The sequence below is a fragment of the Pediococcus sp. genome (genome assembly GCF_003533255.1).
GTDB classification, from domain to species: Bacteria; Bacillota; Bacilli; order Lactobacillales; family Lactobacillaceae; genus Pediococcus; species Pediococcus parvulus.
Genome location: NZ_DOEM01000009.1, coordinates 1 through 23,555 on the forward strand (window position 1 = coordinate 1; position 23,555 = coordinate 23,555).

Here is a 23,555-nt window from a genome sequence, read left to right on the forward strand (position 1 = left end):
AATAATTTTGATACTTTCAACCTGTAGGCCGATAATAAAAAATCTGTGATCACCAGTAGTTTTTCAACTACCCTGATCACAGATTTTATTTTTTCTTAAAATCTTTATCAAATCGTGTCAGCCAGCGAGAAGGACTCACCGATTGACTAGTTGTCTCATTTAAGATAAGTTCATCCATACTAATTTCATAGATTGAATGCAACTGACGCAAGATAGTTAGACTTGGCTCAGATTCGCCACTTTCCCACTTGGCAACCTGATTAAGACTAACACCCAGTTCTTTGGCTAAGGCACTTCTCGTGTAACCAGCCCGTTTTCGTTGACTGGTCAGTTGGTCTGCAAAAGTCATAACGAGTCCTCCTTCTGGCACAGAGTATGGTAGTAACTTTTATAAGTGTTTAGAGATGTTATATTTGGTTCCGTGTTTATCTTTATTATTCGCAGGATCAACCGCATCTTTGGCGTAAAAAATCAGATACTCTTCATCGTTTTTAGGATCCGTTGCGATCACTAATTCATGAGGCGTTTCATCCTTATGCCGGTATAGTTGACCACTACGGACTGCTTCGTTGTAATCATGAAAATTTCCTAAAGAATCACCAGGATTAAAAAATACAATTTCACTTGCCATAACTAACAGCTCCTTTGGACAATCAAAAATATTGGAAAACACAAGCAAACTTTAGAAATCAGTTTATTTGAATAAACTTGTCTGTGCTTTAACTAGAATATAAACTAAAACATTATAGAAAGCAAAAGATTTGGTTAATTTACTGCTGACTTTTTAACCCACTTTATAATAAGTTTAGAATTTGGCGTTTGTAGTCGAGAAACGACGTGCTCAACTCGAAATCGGGTTGTTTTTTTAGTTCAGAATCAATTATGATTTCCTTTGTAATTGATGCGGGTGTGCCACTTAAAATGTAAATTCGGTCAGATAAGAGGATCGCTTCTTCAACGTCGTGTGTAATGAGTAAAGTTGATAAATTAATTTTACTCATTAAGTTGAGATACCAAGCGTGTACCTGATGTTTTGTGATTTCATCTAGAGCACTGAAAGGTTCATCCAATAAAGCGACTTCTTTATTGAACATGTAAGTTCGCAATAGGGCAGCTCGTTGGCGCATCCCGCCAGATAAAGCCTGAGGGTACCGTTTTTCGGTATGTTGCAATCCAAAGAGTTTAAACAACGGAGCGGCCTTCGCTTCGGCTACTTTTTTTGAGGTGCCCCGCATCAAAGCCGGTAGAATAACGTTGCCCATAATTGTTCGGTAGGGTAGCAGAAGGTCTTTTTGCAGCATGTAACTGAGTTGACCCGTTTTATTTGTAATGGGTTGATTTTTAAGCAGAACCTCACCATTTTCTGGGGAAAGCAGACCAGCAATAATGTTGAAAAGAGTGGTTTTCCCGATACCGCTGACACCAAGAATACTAACTAATTCACCTTGATTTAGCTGAATATTAATATCGGCAAGTATCTGGTGATCCGAATATGTTTTAGAAATATGATGCGTTTGTAATAACGCCATAGTTAAGACCTCATTTAGAAAGATATTGATTTGTGAATCCCTGATTTTTCTTGAGTTTGACGGAAACAAGTTTATGTTGATTTAGCCACTGATAGAATCGATTCCAGCGAGTTGATGAAATTTTTCCCCATTGCTTTGAACCTAAGGTGTACTGTTTGGAAAGGTAGGTTTGACTCGCATAAATTAACTTTTGGTTGCTTTTAAGCTCAGGCACCTGATCCATTAAAATGGTGGCCGATTGATGGGGATGGTTAGCCACATAGGTATATCCCTTAGCAGTTGCTTTCATGAAATCTTTAGCCAGTTTAGGATGGGCCTTTAAAAATTGGTTGTTGCCAATGAGGGTCGGCGTGTAATAATCAAAAACCTTGTTCAAAGAACGAAATGAAAAATAATTGATGGGAAGGTTTTTAATTTTAGCATTTTCGCCAGCCCAACCATAAAACACCCAGATCAAGTCAGCTTGTTTTGTCTTTAAGGCCGCCACCTCATCGGTAATGTTATTAGGAATTTTTTTAATTTTGCTATATTGGCCGCCATCATCTTCGACTACTTGTTTGATAGTTGCTTGCTCAATTGGCAAGTCCCAAGTTGCATAACGTTTACCCATCATTTTTTTCGGTGAAGTAATCCCATCTGCTTTGCGCGACATGATCCCCGAAGTGTTGTGCTGAATAATGGCCCCGATTGTGGTGATAGGCAATGGGTCACGACGGGCAATCGCCCCAGCAAACGTATCTTGTGCAGAAATACCAATTTGAGCTTTGCCACTCGCAACAAGCTGTTCGGCGCCATCTTTGGGTGGTTGTACAAACTTCACATTGAGATGATATTTTTTGTAGTAGCCTTTTTGTTTGGCAACATACATTCCGGTATGATTGGTGTTCGGTGTCCAATCCAAAACCACGGTAATCGTCTTCATTTGCGACTTATTAGAACTAGTTTTGCAGCCACCTAAAACCAACATCAATAAAAAACTCAAGCTTAAGTAGAGCCAAAAATGTTTGGAATGTTTCATTTTTTTACTGCCTCCCAGGGCATGACTTTATGTTGAATCAGAGTGACCAACCAAATTAAAAGCAAACTTAAAGCCGAAATTAAAAAGATGACGGCAAACATTTTGTCGTAGGCATAGGCCTTCATGACCCGCGTCATATAGACACCCAAGCCACTAAAACCACCAACCCATTCAGAAATTACGGCACTCACAATTGCATAAGATACAGAGATTTTTAAACTCGAGAAGAAATGATTCAACGAATTTGGAAACTTAACATAGTAATATAATTTCCATTTGCTTGCACCCATCGTTTTCATTAAATGAATTAAATCAGGATCGGTAGCGCGAAAGCCGGTCAGCATTTCCACGGCCACCGGGAAAAATGTCGTGATTGTGATTAAAACAATTTTTGGCAGCATGCCATAGCCAAACCATAAAATCAAAAGGGGCGCGATAGCCACCGCCGGAACAGTTTGACTGAGGACTAGCAGGGGATAAACAGCTTTATAGAGTGGATTAAACAAGTCCATAATTATGGCGATAAGCACACCACCAATGACGCCAATTAATAGTCCCCAGAACGCTTCCAAGAGGGTAACGCCGGCATTTTTCATAAGCAACGGAAAATCGGTGATAAAGGCTTTGACTACATTAACAGGTGAAGGCAGCATGAAAGTCGGGACGATTTGGAAATAACTGATTAATTGCCAGATAACTAAAAGCGCCAGAATGACCAAAATAGGTAGAAAATTAATGTTGATATTTGTCTGTTTTTTCATGGATTCCTAAGACCTTGCCCTCAGATTTATAATCAATTTTTACATAAGTCATCACTTGAGGGGCACCAGCATCAGCGGCAATTTTGGTAATGTTTTTAACAATTTCCATGAGTTGGTCGTAGTCACCTTCGAGTGTAGTTTCAAACGCACCGACTTCATATGAAACGCCCGTGGATTGAATGTACTCGATTGCTTTGTCCACAACAGCCACAACTTTTTTGTCGTCCTCTAACATTGGTAAAACTTGAATTGCAACACTTGTATTCATAAGATAGTTTCCTTTCTTGAAACAAAATAAAAAAGCCAACGACAACGCGCCAGCTTTTGATTGCATGTTTAAAATTGGTCATCAAATGACGGAATGTGAGCTGTCACTTGATCATCAAAACGATTAAACTTCCTGCGCTGGCATTATCCATATCAGGTTCGAGGGTCAAAAACCACTAGTTTTTATCTCAGCCGGATTGGATCCAGCACCCCTGTATTTGTTACGAATTCAGTATATCGATAAATATAAAATTCGGCAACTAATTTAATTCTCAGGGTGGTGTCTAATTTCAGTAGGGAATATTTCTAGATATCGTGATTTATAGAAATAATTTTTGATTTTTTGGTCTATACCCTTGCAATTTATAGAGGGAGAATATATAATTGGGCTATACCAATGTGAATGGGATTTTTATTCTTATAGATCTCATCGGAGTCGAAAAAGAAAATAAAAAGGAGCTTGATTATGCAAATTATTATTGTTAAAGATGAAGTTGAAGGCGGACAAGAAGGCTACAAGATTTTTGCTGATGCTAAGAAAAATGGTGCTCATACTTTTGGTTTAGCTACCGGAAGTACACCAATTACAACTTACAATGACATTATCGCTAGTGATCTTGATTTCAGCGATTCCATTTCTATCAATTTGGATGAATACATCGGGTTAGCTGCTGACAATGACCAAAGTTACAACTACTTTATGCATGAACATTTATTCAACAAAAAGCCATTTAAGAAATCTTACCTACCAAATGGTTTGGCTAAAGATATCGATGCTGAAGCAAAACGTTATGATAAAGTAATTGAGGACAACCCAATTGATTTACAAATCTTGGGTCTTGGCCGCAATGGTCATATTGGTTTCAACGAACCAGGAACTTCACGTGAAATTGGCACTCATCGTGTCTCATTAACTCAATCAACGATCGATGCTAATGCCCGTTTCTTCGCACATGAAGAAGACGTGCCTAAGGAAGCTTTATCAATGGGATTAGCTTCAATTATGAAATCAAAACATATCTTATTGGAAGCTTACGGTGAAGAAAAGGCTGATGCTGTTAAGGGAATGATCGAAGGCCCTAACACTCCAGACTTACCTGCAAGCGTGCTTCAAGACCATGACAACGTGACTGTTATTCTTGATGAAGCAGCTGCAAGCAAATTAACAAACAAATAAACTACCAAATTAATTGGCACAAAGAGATTTATCCTATACAAGTTAACGCTATATAGAATAAATCTCTTTTTTTAAATATTTAGTTTCTAATAACAAATAGGCATATGGTTTTCATGTTAAAAACAATAAGGTATAATTTATGTAAATGAGCGTTGAGAATTTAGGGCAAACGCGGTGGAGTGAAAGTATTAAAAGAAGATCGAATCGGATCCATAGAAAAGTGAGTGGGGGTTTACTTTGGAAAAAACAATTGCAATTAATGCAGGAAGTTCATCACTTAAGTTCAAACTGTTTGAGATGCCAAGCGAGAAAGTTCTCGCAAGTGGCCAGGTGGATCGAATTGGTATTGATGGCTCCACATTTACAATGATTTATGGCGATCAGGAAAACACGCGGTTTGAAGAGCCAGTTAAAGATCATGAAGTTGCGATCCATATGGTTCTAAAGGCTTTGATTGACCTGAAAATTATTCGAAGTTTTGATGAAATTACAGGCGTTGGTCATCGCGTTGTAGCGGGTGGCGAAATTTTCAATGGCTCCGTCGAGATTACAGAAAAAGTAATTAAGCAAATTGAGAGTTTATCGGAGTATGCTCCATTGCACAATCCGGCCAATGTGATTGGAATTCGGGCAGTGCAAAAGGTCCTGCCAAACGTCACAAGTGTTGCGGTGTTTGACACTTCTTTTCATGAAACATTACCCGCAAAAAATTATTTGTACAGTATTCCTTATGAATACTATGAAAAATATGGCGCACGTAAGTATGGTGCCCATGGTACGAGCCATCAATTAGTTGCTTTGGATGCGGCCAAACTACTTGGCAAACCATTAAGTTCTTTGAAGATGATCACCCTTCATTTAGGGGCCGGTTCCTCAATTGACGCTATTTTGAATGGCCAGTCATATGATACATCAATGGGCTTTACCCCGGTTTCTGGGATTACAATGGCAACCCGTTCAGGAGACATCGATGTTTCTTTAGTCAATTATTTGATGGAAAAACTAAAGATTACTGACTTTTCTGAAATGATTGAAATATTAAACACCAAGTCTGGATTGTTAGGTATTTCTGGAATCTCTTCTGACATGCGCGACGTTTTGGAGGCTAGACATAAGAGCCGTCGGGCTGAGTTGGCCGTTGAAATTTTTGTGAATAACATTGTGAAGTATATTGGGGCTTACATTGCTGAAATGCACGGAATTGATGTTTTAGTTTTCACAGCAGGCATTGGTGAGAATGGGATGTTAGTCCGAAAAATGATTGTTGATGAGTTGGATTATTTTGGACTTAAAATTGATAACGAAAAAAACCAGGTTCAAGGTGAGTTGCGAGATATTAGTGCTTCGGATTCTAAGGCAAAGGTGTTAGTTGTGCCTACGAACGAAGAATTGGCGATCGCCCGTGAAGTTGAACGATTTAAAAAAGAAACTAAGGCATAACCTATAATTAAATATAAAATTCTGTCTTTTATGGAAGGAGTTTCAAACATGGATTTATTTGACGGTTTAAAGGCAAAGATTAAGGGTCAAAATAGAACGGTTGTATTTCCAGAGGGGGACGATGTCAGAATTTACTCTGCGGCTGCGCGGTTGGCACAAGATGGGTTGGTCAAACCAATTCTGTTGGGCGATGCAAAGAAAATTGTAGAAAAGGCTTCAAAAGATGATGTTGATTTAAAAAATGTTGAAATTATTAATCCGGACAATTATTCGGAAGAAGAAAAGCAAGAAATGGTGGATGCTTTAGTAGAGCGGCGTAAGGGAAAGAACACTATTGAAGAAGTGCTGAAGATGTTAACTGACGTGAATTATTTTGGCACAATGTTGGTGTATCTGCACAAAGCAGATGCAATGGTTTCTGGAGCTGTGCACCCAACGGGAGATACAGTTCGTCCGGCGTTACAAATTATTAAAACAAAACCTGGTGTAAAACGAATTAGTGGTGCGTTTGTGATGCAGCGCAATAATGAACGTTATATTTTTGCGGATACGGCGATTAATATTGATCCAGATGCGGCAACACTGGCAGAAATTGCGGTGGAAAGTGCGCATACGGCTGAAATTTTTGATATTGAGCCTAAGGTAGCTATGTTGAGTTTTTCAACGAAGGGTTCGGCAAAGGGCGATATGGTCACAAAGGTGCAGGAAGCAACTAAATTGGCACAAGAGAAGGAACCGGAGATGGAGATTGATGGTGAGCTGCAGTTTGATGCGGCGTTTGTGCCGGATGTGGGTGCAAGTAAGGCACCAGATTCAAAGGTAGCGGGGCATGCAACGGTGTTTGTGTTCCCAGAATTGCAATCAGGAAATATTGGGTATAAGATTGCGCAGAGATTGGGACATTTTGAGGCAATAGGGCCAATTTTGCAGGGATTGAATGCGCCGGTGTCGGATTTGTCACGAGGAGCAAGTGAAGAAGACGTGTATAAAGTGGCGATAATGACGGCGGCACAGGTAAGGTAAGAGTAAAAGTGCGCGAGGCAAAATGGTAAAAGGCAAATCCTAAGTGCGACATATGCGGGATCGCAATCCCGCGGGAGTCGTACTTAGGATTTGCCTTTTATTTTGCCGAGCGGTCCTAGAGCTCAGCGGAAAGAAGCTATCCAAACAATAAACCATCCAAACTTAGTAGAGTGAGTTTGGATGGTTATTTGAATTCTTATTTTTTTAATTTAGCTTGGCATTCAGGACACAATCCATAAATTTCGAAGCGATTACCCGAAATTTGATAGCCTGTTTGTTGAGTCGCTTGTTTTTCCATCTTTCTCGCATCTTTTTGAAAGTCAGGATAAAAAACATCAGTGATTTTACCACAGTTTGTGCAAATTACGTGGTAATGCGGCTTATTGAAATAGTCGTAATGCACGCCATCTTCGCCGTTTGCCAGTTCAATGACAATTCCTAAGTCGACAAATAATTTTAATGTGTTGTAGATCGTTGCCAAACTCATATTTGGCGTGGTTTGTGCCAAGGCCTCGTGAATGGTTTCAACAGTTGGATGATTATGATGGGTGACTAAATAAGCCAAAATCGTGCGTCGCTGAGGGGTAATTCGAATGCGTTTACTTTGTAAATCTGTAATAGCTTCATCCACTTCTGCGTTTGCCATACCTAAACCTTCTTCCATTTCGTTAGTCACAATTAATAAGTACAATCAACTTAATCACTTTTTTAAGATGACTTCAACTCTATGCAGGCAATAAAATCGTTTAGAATTTTCAAATTCAGTTTACACCAGTCTAAATATGAAATACAATTAAATCGATTTAAAATGATTCTAACTTAGGCATAAGTTAGTGAGGAGTGAGTTTGATGGAAGAACGGCTTGGAATTTTTAAAGGGGATAAAAAACTTCGCAGTTGGTTTGTGGGGATCTTATTGGCGGGCACTTTTACAATGTCGATCAGTCAATCTTCATTATCAACGGCTTACCCAACTTTAATGCGCTATTTTGGTGTTACCGCGCCAACCATCCAGTGGCTGACGACAGGCTTCATGTTGGTTATGTGTATCATGATGCCTATCAGTCCCTGGCTATTAAGTAATGTACCGTTTAAACGGCTATTTCAAGCCGTGTTAGTGTTGTTTGACGTTGGAACGATTGTTATTTTATTTGCACCTAATTTTCCGATCATGATGTTTGGACGAGTCCTAGAAGCGATTGGCGTTGGGATCTTATTTCCGGCTTACCAGAGTGTCATGTTGACAATTACACCGGAAGAATCACGCGGGGTCACAATGGGCATTGTGGGGCTGGTGATGGGATCAGCATTAGCTGTAGGACCAATCATTTCTGGAATTGTTTTGAAATTTACGACCTGGCAAGGACTTTTTGTGATTTTTGCCATTATTATTACGCTAGTTTTTCTCTTGTCATTTAAATTCATTGCAAATGTCATGTCACTGAAACTAGATCGGTTAGATTTTATCTCGGTTTTTAGTTCGTTAGGGTTGATCGGACTGCTTTTTGTTATCAATCAACTAGGTAAAACTGGTGTTAACTGGACGAACCAGTTTGGTTTACTTGCCGTTAGTTTAGTGATGTTAGCCTATTTTGTGTTTCGTCAATTTCACATCAAAACGCCAATGCTCGAATTGCGTGTACTTAAAACGTTTAATTATGATTTAGCCGTGTTACTGACGGGCTTTTCTTACATTGCCTTAATTGTGACGACAATTATTTTTCCGCTTTATTATCAAGAGGTGCTTAAGTTATCGCCTTTTGCATCCGGAATGTCGCTTGTACCAGGGGCCGTATTTTTAAGTTTACTAAATCCTGTTACTGGCAAGTTGGCTGATCGATTCGGGTTCAAACGCGTGCTGTTAATAGGAATGAGCATGATTACAATAGGTTGGGGAATTTTGTTTGTATTCTCTAGTGAGCTAAATTTGATTGGCATGGTGATTTTGTCAATGTTGATCGAAGGCGGCAATGCGTTTGTCATGATGCCCGCGATGACACTGGGGGCAAACTCTTTGCCAGACAGTCTCATTGCTCATGGAACGGCCGTTATTACAACTGTTCGTCAAATACTTGGTTCGTTGGGAGTAGCGGTTGCCACCATTATATTAACGGCGATTACGCAAAGTGAGTTGACCAAAGGCAGTCACGTGGAAGTTGCTACTCAAATGGGATATCGGGCAGTGTTCTTTACTTTCTTTCTTGTAGAGGTTGTGGGATTATTGCTTTCAATTTTGATTAAAAATTCAGAAAAAAAGGGTTAACTTAGTAAATTGTTGTATACTATTAAAGTTAAATAAAAACGGGGTATATAACATGACTTGGAAGAGGTTTGGGCATAAATGTAAAACATATTGGCAAGGCTTTATGATGCGATTTAATCGTGCAGATGCCGCAAATAATGCAATTGTCCTTGCCTTCTATACGTTGCTTGCTATGTTTCCGGCAATTATCTTTGTAGGAAACTTGTTGCCACTGTTTCATATTGACGTGACAACAGTGCTGGAATACATTGAAACGGTTGTCCCAAGTACGATTTATCAGATTAGTCAGCCCATTGTCAAAGACTTTTTGGAAAAAGGAAACGGCGAGTTGATGTCCTTTGGTGCCATTTTGATGTTGTGGTCTGCTAGTCAGGCGGTTGCCGCGTTTCAAAGGTCGATTAATCGAGCGTATGGAGTGGCAAAATTTCAAAATCCGATTATAAATCGCGTCGTTTCATTCTTGTTTACTATTTTCTTTGCGGTTTTAATTAGTTTGATGATGTTTTTCTTTAGTTTTGGACAAACAATTGTTGCGTATTTGACGCCTATTCTGCAGTTACCGCATAGCCTTTTTCATATTGTGGGTAACGTGAAACTGCCATCAGCTTTGATCGTTATTTTTTTAAGTTTGATGATTTTGTATTATGTTGTTCCAAACGCCCGCATTAAGTTTAGATATGTGATCTGGGGAGCCGCAGCGGCAACCATTGGATTGATGGGTGTTTCTCAATTTTTTACTGCCTATTTGCGTTATTTTGCTCATTCTGTAAACAGTTATAAGACTTTAGGAACGTTTATTGCGTTGATGTTTTGGCTAGATTTTTCCGGCTTAGTGATTATGATTGGCGGCGTTATTAACGCGACAAGCCAAGAATTGCGCTTTGGAAATATGGAAGATACGACCAAGAATTGGAGTAAACGTTTTAAAAAATATTGAAAATAAGAAAAAAGTTATGGATTAGTGAAAGATCGCTAAATCCATAACCTTTTGAAGTTTTGTTTGCTATACTTAAACAGTTAACAATTTTGGAGGAGGTTGGGGAACTGTGTCAGCAAAAGAGAATGAAGCTTTATTTGAAGGTTCAATTGAAATTTACATGACTACATTGAAATTTTTAGAGTATGTCCTTTCGGAACCGACAAAGGAATATGAGATCTCGTTTGAACAATTTTTGGTTTTACGGGATATTCGCTACCAGGAAAATGTGACGCAGATGGGAATTGCGACCGAACGAAATGTTACTCGGAGCGCAGTTTCTAGACAAATTAAATCTTTATTGAAATTAAACTATATTTCTCAAACACCGGACCCAAAGGATCAAAGAAGGTTGTATCTTCACCTGACCCAGCGTGGTGCAGAAGTGGAAAAACTGATTGATCAAAAAGTGCATTTAGTTTTTGAGGGCTGGATCATTAAGTTTGGCCAAAAAAAGGTTGATATGCTACTCAAGCTACTAAAAGAGTTTGGCAACGAAGTGATTAATTTAAAATAGTGATAGAAAAGGGCAATTTCACTGATAGTACTCGGTGAAATTGCCCTTTTAATTTGAAATATGGGTTGCAAACTATTGTTTTTTATCCCCATTTTTTTAGTTAAAATCATTTACTCCGTGTAAAATGACATAATCTACTTTGCGGATGGCATCCAATGAGCGGCCACCAGCGTAAGAAATTGAGGACTGTAAATCTTGATGAATTTCTTCAAGGGTATCTTTAATGTGACCCCGATAAGGAACCAACATTTGACGACCTTCAACGTTTTTGTGTTGGCCTTTTTGCGTTTCAGAAGCTGAACCATAATACTGTTTATAGTTTTTGCCATCGATGGTAATCATGTTGCCAGGAGATTCTTGGTGGCCTGCCATCAAGGAGCCAATCATGACCATGGTAGCGCCAAATCGAATCGACTTGGCAATGTCACCATTTGTCCGAATGCCACCATCAGCAATGATGGGTTTGCTGGCAGCTTTGGCACACCAACGAATTGCAGCCAATTGCCAACCACCAGTTCCGAAACCGGTTTTGAGCTTAGTAATACAAGCTTTTCCAGGACCAATTCCAACTTTGGTTGCATCGGCACCAGCGTTTTCAAGTTCACGGACGGCTTCTGGCGTTCCGACATTTCCCGCAATTACGAACGCCTCAGGAAGCAGGTGCTTAATATGTTGAATCATGCGAATCACACTATTGGCATGCCCGTGGGCAATATCAATTGTAATAAATTCTGGTGTGATATTTTGATCAGCCAGTTGAGAAATGAAATCAAATTCCTCTTGTTTCACACCCACACTAATAGACGCGATTAATTTTTGCTCATGCATTTTATTGATAAAAGCCAACCGTGTTTCCGGTTCGAAACGGTGCATGACATAAAAGTAGCCATTTTTTGCCAGCCAAACGGATAACTCTTCGTTGATGACCGTGGCCATATTTGCGGGAACCACTGGAATTTTAAAGGAGTATTTTCCTAGTTTTACAGTGGTGTCCGCTTCAGAACGGCTGTCAATAATACATTTGTTAGGAATAAGTTGAACGTCTTCATAATCAAAAACTCTCATGGTTATCGCTCCTATTCAAAGTTAAAATTCTAAACGTTATTTTGCATTCCAAATATCAGTCAAAACGTTGGTTTGTTCGCGATCGGGTCCTACTGAAAATGTAGAAAGGGGAATACCAACTAATTCTGAAACGCGGTTCAGGTAATTACGCGCATTTTCAGGTAGTTCAGCCAGTGTTTTACAGTTAGTAATATCTTCTGTCCAGCCAGGAAGTTCTTCGTAAACTGGTTCACATTTTTCGATTTGCTTTTCAGAAGCGGGATAGTGATAAATTGTTTGACCATCCAACTGATAGGCTGTACAAATTTTAATCGTTTTTAAGTTAGTTAAAACATCCAAGCAGTTTAAGCATAAACTGGTTAGGCCACTTACTCGCGTTGCGTGGCGTAAAACGACAGTGTCTAACCAGCCAATGCGCCGGGGACGACCAGTAACTGTGCCGTATTCATGACCGGCTTCGCGAATGAAATCACCGGTTTCGTTTAATTGTTCAGTTGGGAAAGGACCATCACCCACGCGGGATGTGTAGGCCTTACATGCCCCGACAACTTGGTTAATGCGCCATGGACCAACACCGGCCCCCACAGCAGCACCACCGGCAGTGGGATTTGAAGAGGTGACATAAGGATAAGTCCCGTGATCGTAATCCAACATAACTCCCTGAGAGCCTTCGAATAGCACATGTTCGTTCTTATCAAGGGCCTCATTAATTAAAACCGAAGTATCGGTGACACGATCTTTGATTTCTTGACCGTATTGGTAGAAAGATTCAAAAATATCTTCAAATTTTAAAGGTTCTGTTTCATATAATCTGGTAAATAATAAGTTTTTATTTTTAAGGTTAGTTCTGAGTTTTTCTTCAAAAGTATCGCGTTCCAGCAAGTCACAAATTCGGATTCCGATTCGTTCCGCTTTATCCATATATGCTGGGCCGATTCCCTTGTGGGTAGTACCGATTTTGCCAGCTGCTTTAGACTGTTCTTGTAATTCATCTAAACGAATGTGGTAAGGCAAAATAACTTGAGCACGATCTGAAATCCGTAAATTATCAGTTGTGATACCGTTACTTTCTAAATAATGCAATTCGTTGTGTAAAGATTCAGGATTAACAACGACGCCATTGCCAATCACACTCAAACCATTACGGTTGAAGATTCCGGATGGAATAAGTTGTAATGCGAATTTTTTTCCTTTAAAGACGATGGAATGTCCGGCATTATCACCACCAGAGAAACGAACGGTTAAAGCCGCGTCACTCCCTAAGAAATCTGTTATTTTACCTTTTCCTTCATCGCCCCATTGGCTACCTACAACTACGATTGATGACATTTAATGACCCCCGAATAATATAATTTAAACAACCAAATAAGTGTAACAAGGTTTTTGACGAAAAGCAAGCAAAACACGAATTATATGTATGATGTATATTTTAAAGTACGGTTTATCACTGATAAATAGCAGGTGAGAAACCTCAATCAGTTTAATGTATGTGGAATATCCGATATATGTATGCTATAGTATTACACGGATATTTAAAGCACTTATTTTAAACTCGAAAATGTGAGGGATACGAATGTTAGAGAGATATACACGTGAAGAAATGGGTAATGTATGGAGTTTACACAACCAATATGCATCTTGGTTGAAAGTTGAAATTGCGGCCGTCAAAGCCTGGGGAAAATTAGGGAAGATCTCGGCGACCGATGTTGAAAAAATAACAAAGAATGCCCAATTTAGTGAAGAACGAATTGCCGAAATTGAAACTGTGACCCATCATGATGTAATTGCCTTTACCCGCGATGTTTCGGAATCTTTAGGTGAAGAGAAAAAGTGGGTACATTATGGTTTAACGAGTACCGATGTGGTGGATACCGCTCAGGGATATCGTTTAAAAGAAGCCAATGTGATTATTCGTAAAGACCTTGAAACTTTTAAAGATACCTTGGCATCACAAGCCAAAAAATACAAATATACCGTTATGATGGGAAGAACCCATGGCGTGCATGCAGAACCCATGACCTTTGGATTAAAATTGGCGCGCTGGTATTCAGAAATCAAACGAGATATTGAACGATTTGAGCATGCTGCAAAAGGGGTTGAAGCAGGTAAAATTAGTGGTGCTGTGGGGACTTTTGCTAATGTGCCACCGGAAGTTGAAGGATTTGTTTGTGAGGAGTTAGGTTTGAATGCACAAGAAATTTCGACTCAAATTTTACCCCGTGATTTACATGCCGAATATATTGCGACACTTGCGTTAATTGCCACAAGTGTAGAAGAGTTTGCCACTGAAATTCGCGGGTTACAAAAATCAGAAGTCCGTGAAGTGGAAGAACATTTTGCGCCAGGACAGAAAGGGTCTTCTGCAATGCCTCACAAACGTAATCCAATCGGTTCTGAGAACGTTTCCGGCTTGGCTCGGGTAATTAGAGGTCACGTTCAAACTGCGTACGAAGACGTCAATTTATGGCATGAACGCGACATTTCGCATTCTTCTGCAGAACGAATTATTTTGCCTGATACAACCATCTTGGTTGATTACATTTTACATCGGATGAACAGCATTATTGGTAACCTCACTGTATTTCCAGAACATATGAAAGCCAACATGCATCGGAGTTTTGGATTAATTTATAGTCAACGGGTGCTGTTAAAGTTAATTGATGCTGGGTTATCACGAGAGGCTGCTTATGATCGCATTCAACCATTAACCGCTAAAGCATGGGACGAAGAAATTCAGTTTAAGCCGTTGGTTGAATCTGATCCGGTGATTAAGAGTCATCTTTCGCCAAAAGAAATAGATGATGCCTTTGATTACAGGTATCATCTAAAAAATGTGGATTATATTTTTAATCGTGTTGGGCTAGATTAATGCAAATCTTTGAGCTTGTCAGTTAATTGAGGGAGCCGTTTATAAAAGAGTCCCGCAACCAAAATTAATAAAATTCCGGTGACAATCAAAATGTAACGGATCGCCACCACATCGGCTAAAGGCCCATAAAACAGCATGGCAATTGGGTAGATTCCGGTTGACACAATTTGGAGAATTGAGAAAACCCGTCCCATTTTGGTGGGCGAAACATTTTCTTGAATCAAAATGTTGGAAGTTGCCTGAATAACTGGCATGCAGATTCCTGAGAAAAACATGAAAAGTAGGTAGGTCCAAAATGGTTCAGGCAGTCCCATAACAGCAAAACTAATGCCAGATCCTGCAAAACCAATCGCAATCAACCGAATTTTATGGGGTAAATGTTTGTGAATGGTGATGTAAAAGCTACCAAGCAAGGCCCCCATGGTCCATAGCAGCTCATTTAACGTCAATCGCCAAACTGCAGAGCCAAAAGTTCGTTTCACATAAAGTGTCGATAGCTGGGATGATGGCGCGACCAGTACGAACGCGATCAAGGTAAACACCATAAAATTTCGTAAGTATTGATGAGAGAACGTGTATTTTAACCCTTCCCAGATACCTGGTAACCCAGCAACTTGATTTTGCTTTTCTTGTTTAAGCTGCTTCACATGAATGCATAACAATAAGGCGATTCCAGTAGTGGCGGTCACAAGGTCCACCACGAAAACAAAAATAATTCCGAGTTTTCCTAGGATAACACCGCTTAGAATTGGAGAGATTAGCAATAACACCGAGCTAACAAACTGATTCAAGCCGTTAATCCGCGAAAGCTCTTTTTTTGGTGTGATTTCTGGTAGAAGGGCATTTCCCGCTGGTGTTTGAATCCCGGATCCCAGCGAACGAATGGCGGCAATTAGTAACAACAACCATAAATTTCGAAAAACAAAAAAGTAAATTAACGCCGTAATAATAGTTAAGAATGTGACTAGTCCGCTAGATGCCACAATCAATTTTTTACGACTATATTGATCTGACCAGATGCCTGCCCACAGTGAAATTAGAATTTGTGGTAGCGTAGTGGCCATGGTGGCAAGCATGATCCAAGTTCCGGATGAAGTTTGGAGGGCAATGTACCAAAGAATGGCAAAGTAAACTGCTGATGAACCAAACAGAAAAAAATTTTGTGCCGTTAGAAAATAACCGACGTTTAATTTCTAGTGTCTTGAGTCTGTAGTTGTCATGAAAAACGTCCCCTTTGGAAATTAGTTTACCACGACCATCCCCAAAATTATTCAAAAAAGAAGTGAAAACTGTCATCAGTTTCAGTTGAAGCGGGTTTCTAACTAGTGGAAACTCAATATTTTTTTGATTGTCGTTCTGATGTTATCAAAGCGGACGACTAGTTGCGAGTGTATTGAAACATTGTATCCATTTCTCAAGAGGATGAGTTGCAACCATCTTTTGGAGCCGTTGCAGTTGTTGTTTGAAAACTCGTTACAATTTTATTTTTTGCTACTACACTTAATTAGAAAATTAATGGACACAAAGAATCCAAGAACTTCTTTTGCAAGAAATTCTTGGATTGAGGTATTTATTCGGTTGTTTTAAATTTTTTGTCCAAAGCTTCTGTGAGAATTTGAGAAACGTTTATACCCGTTTGTTTGGCCCAATCGTTTAAGTACTGAGGGATCGTCACATTTCGACGAATCCGTTTGGTGCTTTTGCCCGCGTATTCGTTAATTGGTAACATGATAATGTGTTCGCCTTCCACTAAATGATTATTGTTCATAACGGAAGGTTCAGGCAAATTTCCTTGGGCAGTAATTTGCTTTTCAGCTTTTTCGGTTGCCTTAACAAGGTTTTCACCTTCAATTAACATGCCCGGAAAATCTGGAATAAGTAACTCAACGATTCCATTTTGAACAGAGTAAACAGCTGGATAAATTTTCATACACATTCTCCTATCTTTTCTTCAGAGTGGATTTCTATAATGTGTATTATACATACATCTTTTTGATAAGTAAATTCATATGAATTCTATAACTAAGCCTTAAAGACGAGTTTGATTTCTTCACAAACGACGGGATCATTTGTAGAAAAAGTACGATCATATTTTTTCATTTGCTTAGCAAACTTTTCTTTGCTGCGTTCTTGCCAATCCGCGAGGGTCCGGTCACCCTCAGCCTCGTTGTATGCATGTTCGGCAGAAACGCGGAAGAAGGGAACCAGTTCGGAGACGACGGTTTCAATGATACCAACAGGATGCATGTCGGCGTTTAAAAGGACATAGTAGTCACCAACTTGAGGAATATGTTCACCCTCAGATGAATAGTAGCCTAAAGGTTTAGAAGTGGAAATTTTGTCCCCAGCAAGAATTTTGTCAGTTAAGTCTTGAACTTCGGTTGGATTGGATTGTTCACCAAACCAGCGAGTTTGAAAGGTAGTGTTGGTAAGGTGATGGGATTCGGAAAAGGCGGTCCAAATTTTTTCGGCAGTTGTAGCCATGTTAATCAGTCCTTATCTATTAGTATTTGTTGACTGTAGTGTAGCACGTGAATGAAGAAAAGTGAACGCAACGAATCGATAGGTTTTGAGTGCAAACAAAATGAAAGAAAGTGGCATTCTGTTTAAATTGGCAATATGCTGATAATTGCTATTCAACCAACAAGTAAGGTAGTATAGAAGCAATATTAAAACATAGGATGTGATCACATGCGCACAAAGTACTGGACGGATTTTGGCATCGCAGTTGTTGTCGTGATTGCCTGCATTGTGGGATGGTTTACGGGATACTTTCAAAGAAGTAATGATTATTCAGAAATCGAAAAAATGTTGATTCTTATTTTAGCCTTTAGTGTTTTATTTGGCCTTCGAGTAGACATGAAAGGTGCAAATCGTTGGGAAGCTGTTTCTGCAGCGTTTCTCGGAGTGGCATTCTTATTGGCAGTTGTGTTACTAGTATTTGTTTAAAAATCCAAAATGGACTCGGAAAATACAAGCTTTTCCGGGTCCATTTTTTATTCTGTATATAAACGTTGCAGTTCAGCAATATCTTCATCGGAAAGCATCATTGCGGTGTTTAAGAACTTATGCATGCTGCCATACCTTGTTTCAATTGCCATTTTGGCTAACCGTAAACTGTGTAAGTCAACGTTGCGTGCCTGATTCATTCGATCAATAGCGGCATTATTGGTTGTTTCAGTTTTAACTGTTCTGGTACCAAAAAGGACCTTATTTGAAAGTAAATAATCTTCTTCAATCGTATCTTGGTCAACACCCAAAGCACTTAAAATCAAAAAGCCGGCAATTCCTGTTCGATCTTTTCCCGCTGCACAGTGAAACAAAACGGACTCATTTGGCTGATCATTTTTCAAAAGGATTTGGAATAATTGGCGAAAAGCGCTCTGTGCGTGATTGTCTAAAACCATTAATTCATAGGGATCACTAAGTGCACTTGGTTTTTCAGTTTTGTTTTTTTGAAAGAGATTTTTGAAAAATTGTTTCAAGCTAGTAGAAGGGTGGTTGCTAAACGGGTATACCGAATCTGAAATTTGTCTGACATTGATCATTTGTGGGTCCGGATTACGGGTAATTTCATAATCGGATCGCAAATCGACCACATACCGCAGCCCATAATTCAAAAGAAAGTTGCGATCCTCTTTTTTGAGCACAGAAAGATAACCGGATCGTAGCAGTTTTTGCCACTTGATTGTCTTCCCATTGCGCGTGGGATATCCCCCAAGTTCGCGAAAGTTTAAACCCGATTCAATAGGTAAAACGCGCTGCTTTTTCATAATGTGCCTTCTTTAAGTTAAATAAATTCTTCTTAAATCATTTAAATCAGCTTCAGACAATCCCATCGCTTTAACAAAATAGTTACCATAGTCACCGTAATTATCAAGAATTGCCTGCTTGGCCACATCAAGTGTGTCACCTTGGACCTGAAATGCGGCATTCATTTGATTGACAAACTCTTCTGCTTTGTCATTTTGCAGACGCTTACGCAAAGTGTCTTGATCAAAGGTGCTGTAAACAATGTTTGTCAAAATGTAATCCTGTTTGATGGTGTCGTAATCTACTCCGAGAGCAGTTAGAATTAAAAATCCAGCAACACCAGTTCGATCTTTGCCAGCAGCACAGTGAAAAAGAAGTGATTGCTTCGGCTGATCATTTTTCAGCATATCTTGAAACATTGTTTTGAAAGCTAACTGACTTTGTGGATTTAAAATCATGAGTGCGTAGGGATGCGAATAATCAGCATTGTCTGAATTTTCCGGTACCTTTGGAAGGTCAGAGTGGTCATTTTGGGCAATTGGATAGACTGGATAAGAACGATAGATGGTGTTATCTGGTAAACGGTCCTTTAACCAGCTAGCTTCAGAAGGTGATCGTAAATCAATGTCGTAGTGCAACCCATAATTAGCCAACTTTTTCACATCTTTAGCAGTTAAACGGCTGAGATCTCCAGATCGCAATAGCTTTTGCCACTTAATTGTGCGGCCATCTTGCGTGGTGTATCCGCCGAGTTCACGAAAGTTGACACTACCGTCGATATCTAATAAGCGTTCTTTTTTCACTTTGATCCCTCCAAACTATCATTGGCTTCATTATACCAAATATGAATTGGTTCGTTTAAAAATCAAATTGTAAACAAAAAAAGACCCGATCATCACTGACCGGTCTCTTTATATAGGGGAGTAGGTTGTTATCATGAAAAACAATGAAATATAGTAACTTTGGAGGAGTATGCTATTTTCATATAGATAAAGTTGTTTAGCTCTTATCTATGTTTATTATAATACCCTCTATTTATGAATATTGTGTGACGAAAGATTTAAAGGTTTGTTAACTCGCAATCAGCCACGTTTTGACGGCATTTTAATTGAGAACTGCAACACCAATCGTTAAGTAAGTTGCAAACAAGATCCAAATTAGATAGGGAATTAGTAAGACTGAGGCAGCCCGGTTAACTTTATAATATTGTAAAATGCAACCTAGCACGACCAAATCCAAAATAATCACAATCACAACGCCAACCCAATAGTAGTTTCCACCGAAGAAAACAATACTCCAAACAAAGTTTAGGCCTAATTGAACGGCAAACAATAGGTAACTTGTTGTTTTTTCACCTTTAAAAGCAATTGATTGGTAAATAAGGTAGCCAGATATTGCAATTAACAAATAAAGGAGTGGCCAAACGATTCCAAAAAGATAATCTGGTGGTGCTAGTGGTGGGAGGGACAGTGAATTATAAATTTCTTTGATATTTCCGGCAAACAAAGAAGATAGGCTTCCAAGTACTTCGACGCCGACAATGAAAAGTAACAACGCTTTCCAATTAAATGATCTTTTTGTTTCCATATATGAAAATCCTCCTATGTCCTGGTTTAGTTGATATCTAAAGTTTAACATACCCTAAAGAAAAATGCTCAATAGATTAATCTTGGTTGAGCTTATACAATTAGTTAAAAAAAAGAGTAGACAAAACTAATTGTTTAGTCTATAATTTTACTTATGGTAATTATAACTAAATTTTAAAGGAGCGCTTTGCATGGAAAAAATAACAGTTTTATGGGGTCCAAGTTGTGGTTCAGCACGGAGAGCATGTCAATGGTTAGATGAACATAATTTAGCCTACAATAAAGTTAATGTTGTTTCACAGGCAATTTCGTTAGATACTTTAAAAAAAGTTTTATCACTGACAGAATACGGCGCCGATGAAATCATTTCGGAGAGATCTAAGATGTTTAAAAAATTTGGCCGTAAATATATCGATTCACTCACAATTACTGAATTGCACCGGTTGTTAGTGAACTATCCAAGTTTGATCAAAAAACCAATTATTTTCACCCATAATAAGTTACAAGTTGGTTTTAACGAAGATGAAATTCGAAGCTTTATCCCAAGAGAAACTAGACGCGTGACTTTCGCTCAAATGCTGGAAGTTTTACATGACGCTTAAAGGCAAAAAATGTATGGTAAGTTTCTAGCATCGTCCATCGTCGAAATATAAAAGAAAGAAATTACTGAAGACTATTAATTAAAAAGGTAAACATTTTAAATTTGCTTAAATAAAAACATGACACTTGGGAATCGTTCCTAGTGTCATGTTTATTTTATTTCACAGGTTAATCTGAATAGTTATCAATAAACCGTTGAATCTTAGCTTGATAAGCTTTTGGATTCATCCAGAAACTTTCAGCGTGGGATGCATTTGGCACAATCCAGATATCTTTTGGTTCAGGACAAGCTTCGAAACATTCGTCAACCATGTAAGTAGGGACATAAATGTCTTTTTCCCCGTGAATAAATAAAAACGGGCGGGTATTTTTACGAAGTTGTTTGACCGAGGAAACATCATCAATCGAAAAGCCCATTCGATGGTGATTAATTGCGTTTATGATCGGCACAAAAACGGTTGGTGACAAATGAAATTGGTGTTTCAGCAAATAAGCCAACTCAGAACGTAAATTTGAATAGCCACAATCGGAAATCATTAGTTTAACTTGAGGAGGGAGATTCTCGCCACTCGTCATTTGAATGGTTGCACCACCCATGCTAACGCCAAACATAATAATCTTGGAATCTTCGCCCACATTATTAATGACAGAATGTGCCCACTCCACAAAGTCGAGGCGATCAATCCAGCCAAAGTTAATGTAGTCACCTGAGCTATTGCCGTGGGCCCGATCATCTGGTAACAAGACGTTGTAACCCATGTCATAGAACATTTTAGCGTAGTTTGACATCGTCTCGCCATTACCTTTATAACCGTGAGCTATGATAACTGTCGTTTTGGCATTTTCACTTGCAGATGGAATAAAAGTCGCTTCGACACGGTTTTCTAAATCAGAAGGGTGAAGCGTCCACTGTTTCGTGGTTACCTTATGAAACCAGTTTACATATCTGTAATAATCATCTGCATATTTCTGTTTATCTGCTGAAGTTTCAGGAACGTAATCCACGCGCCGAAACGCGTAATCGTATAATTTAGCACTGGCAGCCGTTAGGGCAGAAACTCCTAAGGCCACTGGTGCCACAATTCCAAGTCCAATAAGATTCTTTCTTTTCATTCAATAGCCCTCTTTGTTTGTAGAAAATATTATTCTAAGTAAATGTGCCGTAAATCATGAATATCGTTCGTAGAAAGATTTAAATAGTCGTGGAGGTAAGTTGGCATGTCTCCTGAAACCTTTTGAATCTGATCCATCGCGGTATTATAGAAGGAAATTTGTACACTCTGTAAATCACGCATACTTTGAATGAAGGCTGATGGTGAATTCTTGAGTTTCAAGGTTTTAACCAAATTGTCTAACATTGGTTTTGTGGTTTTGTTTGTGAGTAAATAATCAGCCTTGATGGTGTCTTCATTTACACCAAGGGCGCTTAAAAAGAAAACGGCGCCCATGCCAGTGCGGTCTTTTCCGGCGGTACAGTGGAAAAGTAAGGTATCTTGTTGACCATCATTTTCCAACAAAACGTCAAAGAAACGTCGATAAGCTGTTTGTGAGTGGGGATTCGTGATGATATCTTGATAGACGTGATGCATTTGCTGACGACCAGTTGTGGGATCAGTGTCCATTTTGCGTTGTAAGCGATCCGTTTGCTTGGAGTTTTGGGTTTCATCAGTTGAAAATACTGGCATAAATAAATATTTAGTTTGGGCTGGGATTCGGTCTGGTGCTTGGGCCTTTTCTTCAGGCGAACGGAAGTCCACGTCATATTTTAATCCGTAAGTGTCCAAAAAAGAGACGTCTTGATCGGTTAAACTGCCGAGTTTTCCAGAACGAATTGCTTTATGCCACTTAATTGTGCGGCCATCCATTGTCTGATAACCACCAAGTTCTCGAAAATTGCCGCCTTTTTGTAACTGCAGTACCCGTGATCTCACCATGATAAATCCTCCCACATATCGTTTTTTTTATGAAATATCCTACATATAAAATGATAGCACAGTCCCGTTTTTCTTCCTACCAATTATGTCTAAACATTTAAGTGATGTTTAAGAGTTGTAAATACGTGGCGATCGGCCCAACCTGTTACGGCTCCTTGCAGGATGAAAGCAAGAATGGTACCTAAACCAATCGAGTAAATATGGTGGGTGACGATAAAGGTCAATAAAATGATTGAAATGGCTGGAATATAGCTGACCCACTGGGCAACCGCTGCTTTGCCGTTCATGAACTTGAAGCGAACGATGTAAGTTAAGTCATCGTTGGGATGTAACACGATGTTGGCCCGTTGATAAATGGAAACCGCTACGCCAATCCCCACGATTCCGAGGGCATCAGCGATAATACGGACACTTAATGGTAAGTTCAAAAAACCATGCGTATCTAAACCACTACTAATTGCTCCAACTAAATAAGAAAATGGCACCATAAATACTAAGTTTCCCAGCATGCGATGCCAGTCAAAATGTTTGAGTAGAAGACCATTTGCGATAACGACGGCGATTCCTTCGACAAATAAAACAGTTCCTAGTGGAAAATTAAACCATTCGCTCAAATTGACAGAAGAAGCCGTCCATAAGGCACTTCCACAGTGGCTCGCCACGGTTAACGCGTTGGAAAATGAGTTTAGGACAATGGAAATGGCTAAGAAAAATAGGCGTTTATTGAAATCAGATTTTTTATTCACAACGAGACTTCCTTAAATTAGCGTTTATATGC

General features: G+C 39.2%; 26 protein-coding genes, 1 pseudogene and 1 riboswitch. Of the genes and pseudogenes, 9 read left to right on the top strand and 18 right to left on the bottom strand.

Annotation, left to right across the window (positions count from 1 at the left end; genetic code table 11):
- Positions 1-85: 85 nt before the first annotated feature.
- The 6 genes from DD627_RS02970 to DD627_RS02995 all read right to left on the bottom strand — a co-directional run bounded on the left by DD627_RS02970 (position 86) and on the right by DD627_RS02995 (position 3,576).
- Complete coding sequence (locus tag DD627_RS02970; protein WP_057782868.1) at positions 86-349, bottom strand: helix-turn-helix domain-containing protein; 264 nt, start codon at positions 347-349, stop codon at positions 86-88.
- Between the two features lie 39 nt (positions 350-388).
- Positions 389-631, bottom strand: coding sequence for a hypothetical protein (locus tag DD627_RS02975; RefSeq protein WP_068806147.1), 243 nt, complete (start codon positions 629-631; stop codon positions 389-391).
- A 163-nt stretch (positions 632-794) separates the two neighbouring features.
- Positions 795-1,529, bottom strand: coding sequence for an ABC transporter ATP-binding protein (locus tag DD627_RS02980; RefSeq protein ID WP_057782872.1), 735 nt, complete (start codon positions 1,527-1,529; stop codon positions 795-797).
- Positions 1,530-1,539: 10 nt separating this feature from the next.
- Positions 1,540-2,547: an ABC transporter substrate-binding protein gene (locus DD627_RS02985; RefSeq protein WP_260274650.1), complete on the bottom strand. Its 1,008-nt coding sequence runs from the start codon at positions 2,545-2,547 to the stop codon at positions 1,540-1,542.
- Positions 2,544-3,308: an ABC transporter permease gene (locus DD627_RS02990; protein ID WP_068806157.1), complete on the bottom strand. Its 765-nt coding sequence runs from the start codon at positions 3,306-3,308 to the stop codon at positions 2,544-2,546. The genes DD627_RS02985 and DD627_RS02990 overlap by 4 nt, the downstream gene beginning before the upstream one ends.
- Positions 3,280-3,576, bottom strand: coding sequence for a thiamine-binding protein (locus DD627_RS02995; protein WP_068806160.1), 297 nt, complete (start codon positions 3,574-3,576; stop codon positions 3,280-3,282). The genes DD627_RS02990 and DD627_RS02995 overlap by 29 nt, the downstream gene beginning before the upstream one ends.
- Positions 3,577-3,688: 112 nt before the next feature.
- Positions 3,689-3,799: riboswitch (TPP riboswitch) on the bottom strand.
- 242 nt (positions 3,800-4,041) lie between these two features.
- On the opposite strand from DD627_RS02995, the gene DD627_RS03000 reads away from it, so the two are divergent.
- The 3 genes from DD627_RS03000 to pta all read left to right on the top strand — a co-directional run bounded on the left by DD627_RS03000 (position 4,042) and on the right by pta (position 7,215).
- Positions 4,042-4,752 carry a glucosamine-6-phosphate deaminase gene (locus DD627_RS03000; RefSeq protein ID WP_068806163.1) on the top strand — a complete coding sequence of 237 codons (711 nt, stop codon included), beginning with the start codon at positions 4,042-4,044 and terminating at the stop codon, positions 4,750-4,752.
- 237 nt (positions 4,753-4,989) lie between these two features.
- Positions 4,990-6,192: an acetate/propionate family kinase gene (locus tag DD627_RS03005; RefSeq protein ID WP_260274651.1), complete on the top strand. Its 1,203-nt coding sequence runs from the start codon at positions 4,990-4,992 to the stop codon at positions 6,190-6,192.
- Between the two features lie 48 nt (positions 6,193-6,240).
- Positions 6,241-7,215: a phosphate acetyltransferase gene (pta, locus tag DD627_RS03010; RefSeq protein ID WP_068806169.1), complete on the top strand. Its 975-nt coding sequence runs from the start codon at positions 6,241-6,243 to the stop codon at positions 7,213-7,215.
- Between the two features lie 196 nt (positions 7,216-7,411).
- On the opposite strand, the gene DD627_RS03015 is transcribed toward pta, so the two are convergent.
- Complete coding sequence (locus DD627_RS03015) at positions 7,412-7,861, bottom strand: Fur family transcriptional regulator (RefSeq protein WP_068806173.1); 450 nt, start codon at positions 7,859-7,861, stop codon at positions 7,412-7,414.
- A gap of 203 nt (positions 7,862-8,064) precedes the next feature.
- Between DD627_RS03015 and DD627_RS03020 the strand changes: the two genes are divergently transcribed.
- The 3 genes from DD627_RS03020 to DD627_RS03030 all read left to right on the top strand — a co-directional run bounded on the left by DD627_RS03020 (position 8,065) and on the right by DD627_RS03030 (position 10,970).
- Positions 8,065-9,477, top strand: a complete 1,413-nt coding sequence (locus DD627_RS03020) for an MFS transporter (RefSeq protein WP_260274652.1) — start codon at positions 8,065-8,067, stop codon at positions 9,475-9,477.
- A gap of 52 nt (positions 9,478-9,529) precedes the next feature.
- Positions 9,530-10,414: a YihY/virulence factor BrkB family protein gene (locus DD627_RS03025; protein ID WP_260266728.1), complete on the top strand. Its 885-nt coding sequence runs from the start codon at positions 9,530-9,532 to the stop codon at positions 10,412-10,414.
- A 109-nt stretch (positions 10,415-10,523) separates the two neighbouring features.
- Entirely contained in the window at positions 10,524-10,970 is a 447-nt protein-coding gene (locus tag DD627_RS03030; RefSeq protein WP_084254273.1) for a MarR family transcriptional regulator, read from the top strand.
- A 96-nt stretch (positions 10,971-11,066) separates the two neighbouring features.
- Here DD627_RS03030 and DD627_RS03035 read toward each other — a convergent pair whose 3' ends face one another.
- Together DD627_RS03035 and DD627_RS03040 are read right to left on the bottom strand one after the other, a co-directional pair.
- On the bottom strand, positions 11,067-12,035 hold the full coding sequence (locus DD627_RS03035) for a GMP reductase (protein WP_260266727.1): 969 nt from the start codon (positions 12,033-12,035) through the stop codon (positions 11,067-11,069).
- Between the two features lie 36 nt (positions 12,036-12,071).
- Entirely contained in the window at positions 12,072-13,364 is a 1,293-nt protein-coding gene (locus tag DD627_RS03040) for an adenylosuccinate synthase (protein WP_057782895.1), read from the bottom strand.
- Positions 13,365-13,608: 244 nt separating this feature from the next.
- On the opposite strand from DD627_RS03040, the gene purB reads away from it, so the two are divergent.
- On the top strand, positions 13,609-14,904 hold the full coding sequence (gene purB / locus DD627_RS03045) for an adenylosuccinate lyase (protein WP_057782897.1): 1,296 nt from the start codon (positions 13,609-13,611) through the stop codon (positions 14,902-14,904).
- On the opposite strand, the pseudogene DD627_RS03050 reads toward purB, so the two are convergent.
- The 3 genes and pseudogenes from DD627_RS03050 to DD627_RS03060 all read right to left on the bottom strand — a co-directional run.
- Positions 14,901-16,079 (bottom strand): annotated as a pseudogene (locus tag DD627_RS03050) (MFS transporter); the annotation flags it as partial. The gene purB and the pseudogene DD627_RS03050 overlap by 4 nt on opposite strands.
- 395 nt (positions 16,080-16,474) lie before the next feature.
- Complete coding sequence (locus DD627_RS03055; RefSeq protein WP_260266724.1) at positions 16,475-16,834, bottom strand: type II toxin-antitoxin system HicB family antitoxin; 360 nt, start codon at positions 16,832-16,834, stop codon at positions 16,475-16,477.
- A 92-nt stretch (positions 16,835-16,926) separates the two neighbouring features.
- Entirely contained in the window at positions 16,927-17,388 is a 462-nt protein-coding gene (locus DD627_RS03060) for an ASCH domain-containing protein (RefSeq protein ID WP_260274653.1), read from the bottom strand.
- 207 nt (positions 17,389-17,595) lie between these two features.
- On the opposite strand from DD627_RS03060, the gene DD627_RS03065 reads away from it, so the two are divergent.
- Positions 17,596-17,853 carry a hypothetical protein gene (locus DD627_RS03065; RefSeq protein ID WP_068806190.1) on the top strand — a complete coding sequence of 86 codons (258 nt, stop codon included), beginning with the start codon at positions 17,596-17,598 and terminating at the stop codon, positions 17,851-17,853.
- Positions 17,854-17,900: 47 nt separating this feature from the next.
- On the opposite strand, the gene DD627_RS03070 is transcribed toward DD627_RS03065, so the two are convergent.
- The 3 genes from DD627_RS03070 to DD627_RS03080 form a co-directional block, all read right to left on the bottom strand.
- Positions 17,901-18,677 carry a tyrosine-protein phosphatase gene (locus DD627_RS03070; RefSeq protein WP_260274654.1) on the bottom strand — a complete coding sequence of 259 codons (777 nt, stop codon included), beginning with the start codon at positions 18,675-18,677 and terminating at the stop codon, positions 17,901-17,903.
- A gap of 12 nt (positions 18,678-18,689) precedes the next feature.
- Complete coding sequence (locus DD627_RS03075; RefSeq protein ID WP_260266721.1) at positions 18,690-19,460, bottom strand: tyrosine-protein phosphatase; 771 nt, start codon at positions 19,458-19,460, stop codon at positions 18,690-18,692.
- A 301-nt stretch (positions 19,461-19,761) separates the two neighbouring features.
- Complete coding sequence (locus DD627_RS03080) at positions 19,762-20,244, bottom strand: TspO/MBR family protein (RefSeq protein WP_068804825.1); 483 nt, start codon at positions 20,242-20,244, stop codon at positions 19,762-19,764.
- A 190-nt stretch (positions 20,245-20,434) separates the two neighbouring features.
- Between DD627_RS03080 and DD627_RS03085 the strand changes: the two genes are divergently transcribed.
- Entirely contained in the window at positions 20,435-20,845 is a 411-nt protein-coding gene (locus DD627_RS03085) for a Spx/MgsR family RNA polymerase-binding regulatory protein (protein WP_260266720.1), read from the top strand.
- A 166-nt stretch (positions 20,846-21,011) separates the two neighbouring features.
- On the opposite strand, the gene DD627_RS03090 is transcribed toward DD627_RS03085, so the two are convergent.
- The 3 genes from DD627_RS03090 to DD627_RS03100 all read right to left on the bottom strand — a co-directional run bounded on the left by DD627_RS03090 (position 21,012) and on the right by DD627_RS03100 (position 23,523).
- On the bottom strand, positions 21,012-21,956 hold the full coding sequence (locus DD627_RS03090; RefSeq protein WP_068806996.1) for an alpha/beta hydrolase: 945 nt from the start codon (positions 21,954-21,956) through the stop codon (positions 21,012-21,014).
- A gap of 29 nt (positions 21,957-21,985) precedes the next feature.
- Entirely contained in the window at positions 21,986-22,777 is a 792-nt protein-coding gene (locus DD627_RS03095; protein ID WP_260266719.1) for a tyrosine-protein phosphatase, read from the bottom strand.
- Positions 22,778-22,866: 89 nt separating this feature from the next.
- Entirely contained in the window at positions 22,867-23,523 is a 657-nt protein-coding gene (locus tag DD627_RS03100) for a YczE/YyaS/YitT family protein (RefSeq protein ID WP_068807002.1), read from the bottom strand.
- Positions 23,524-23,555: the final 32 nt, after the last annotated feature.

Excerpts from the sequence above, each read along its gene's own strand:
- DD627_RS02970 (WP_057782868.1), bottom strand. The coding sequence starts at position 349 with ATGACTTTTGCAGACCAACTGACCAGTCAACGAAAACGGGCTGGTTAC.
- DD627_RS02975 (WP_068806147.1), bottom strand. The coding sequence starts at position 631 with ATGGCAAGTGAAATTGTATTTTTTAATCCTGGTGATTCTTTAGGAAAT.
- DD627_RS02980 (WP_057782872.1), bottom strand. The coding sequence starts at position 1,529 with ATGGCGTTATTACAAACGCATCATATTTCTAAAACATATTCGGATCAC.
- DD627_RS02985 (WP_260274650.1), bottom strand. The coding sequence starts at position 2,547 with ATGAAACATTCCAAACATTTTTGGCTCTACTTAAGCTTGAGTTTTTTA.
- DD627_RS02990 (WP_068806157.1), bottom strand. The coding sequence starts at position 3,308 with ATGAAAAAACAGACAAATATCAACATTAATTTTCTACCTATTTTGGTC.
- DD627_RS02995 (WP_068806160.1), bottom strand. The coding sequence starts at position 3,576 with ATGAATACAAGTGTTGCAATTCAAGTTTTACCAATGTTAGAGGACGAC.
- DD627_RS03000 (WP_068806163.1), top strand. The coding sequence starts at position 4,042 with ATGCAAATTATTATTGTTAAAGATGAAGTTGAAGGCGGACAAGAAGGC.
- pta (WP_068806169.1), top strand. The coding sequence starts at position 6,241 with ATGGATTTATTTGACGGTTTAAAGGCAAAGATTAAGGGTCAAAATAGA.
- DD627_RS03015 (WP_068806173.1), bottom strand. The coding sequence starts at position 7,861 with ATGGCAAACGCAGAAGTGGATGAAGCTATTACAGATTTACAAAGTAAA.
- DD627_RS03020 (WP_260274652.1), top strand. The coding sequence starts at position 8,065 with ATGGAAGAACGGCTTGGAATTTTTAAAGGGGATAAAAAACTTCGCAGT.
- DD627_RS03025 (WP_260266728.1), top strand. The coding sequence starts at position 9,530 with ATGACTTGGAAGAGGTTTGGGCATAAATGTAAAACATATTGGCAAGGC.
- DD627_RS03035 (WP_260266727.1), bottom strand. The coding sequence starts at position 12,035 with ATGAGAGTTTTTGATTATGAAGACGTTCAACTTATTCCTAACAAATGT.
- DD627_RS03040 (WP_057782895.1), bottom strand. The coding sequence starts at position 13,364 with ATGTCATCAATCGTAGTTGTAGGTAGCCAATGGGGCGATGAAGGAAAA.
- purB (WP_057782897.1), top strand. The coding sequence starts at position 13,609 with ATGTTAGAGAGATATACACGTGAAGAAATGGGTAATGTATGGAGTTTA.
- DD627_RS03055 (WP_260266724.1), bottom strand. The coding sequence starts at position 16,834 with ATGAAAATTTATCCAGCTGTTTACTCTGTTCAAAATGGAATCGTTGAG.
- DD627_RS03060 (WP_260274653.1), bottom strand. The coding sequence starts at position 17,388 with ATGGCTACAACTGCCGAAAAAATTTGGACCGCCTTTTCCGAATCCCAT.
- DD627_RS03065 (WP_068806190.1), top strand. The coding sequence starts at position 17,596 with ATGCGCACAAAGTACTGGACGGATTTTGGCATCGCAGTTGTTGTCGTG.
- DD627_RS03070 (WP_260274654.1), bottom strand. The coding sequence starts at position 18,677 with ATGAAAAAGCAGCGCGTTTTACCTATTGAATCGGGTTTAAACTTTCGC.
- DD627_RS03080 (WP_068804825.1), bottom strand. The coding sequence starts at position 20,244 with ATGGAAACAAAAAGATCATTTAATTGGAAAGCGTTGTTACTTTTCATT.
- DD627_RS03085 (WP_260266720.1), top strand. The coding sequence starts at position 20,435 with ATGGAAAAAATAACAGTTTTATGGGGTCCAAGTTGTGGTTCAGCACGG.
- DD627_RS03090 (WP_068806996.1), bottom strand. The coding sequence starts at position 21,956 with ATGAAAAGAAAGAATCTTATTGGACTTGGAATTGTGGCACCAGTGGCC.
- DD627_RS03095 (WP_260266719.1), bottom strand. The coding sequence starts at position 22,777 with ATGGTGAGATCACGGGTACTGCAGTTACAAAAAGGCGGCAATTTTCGA.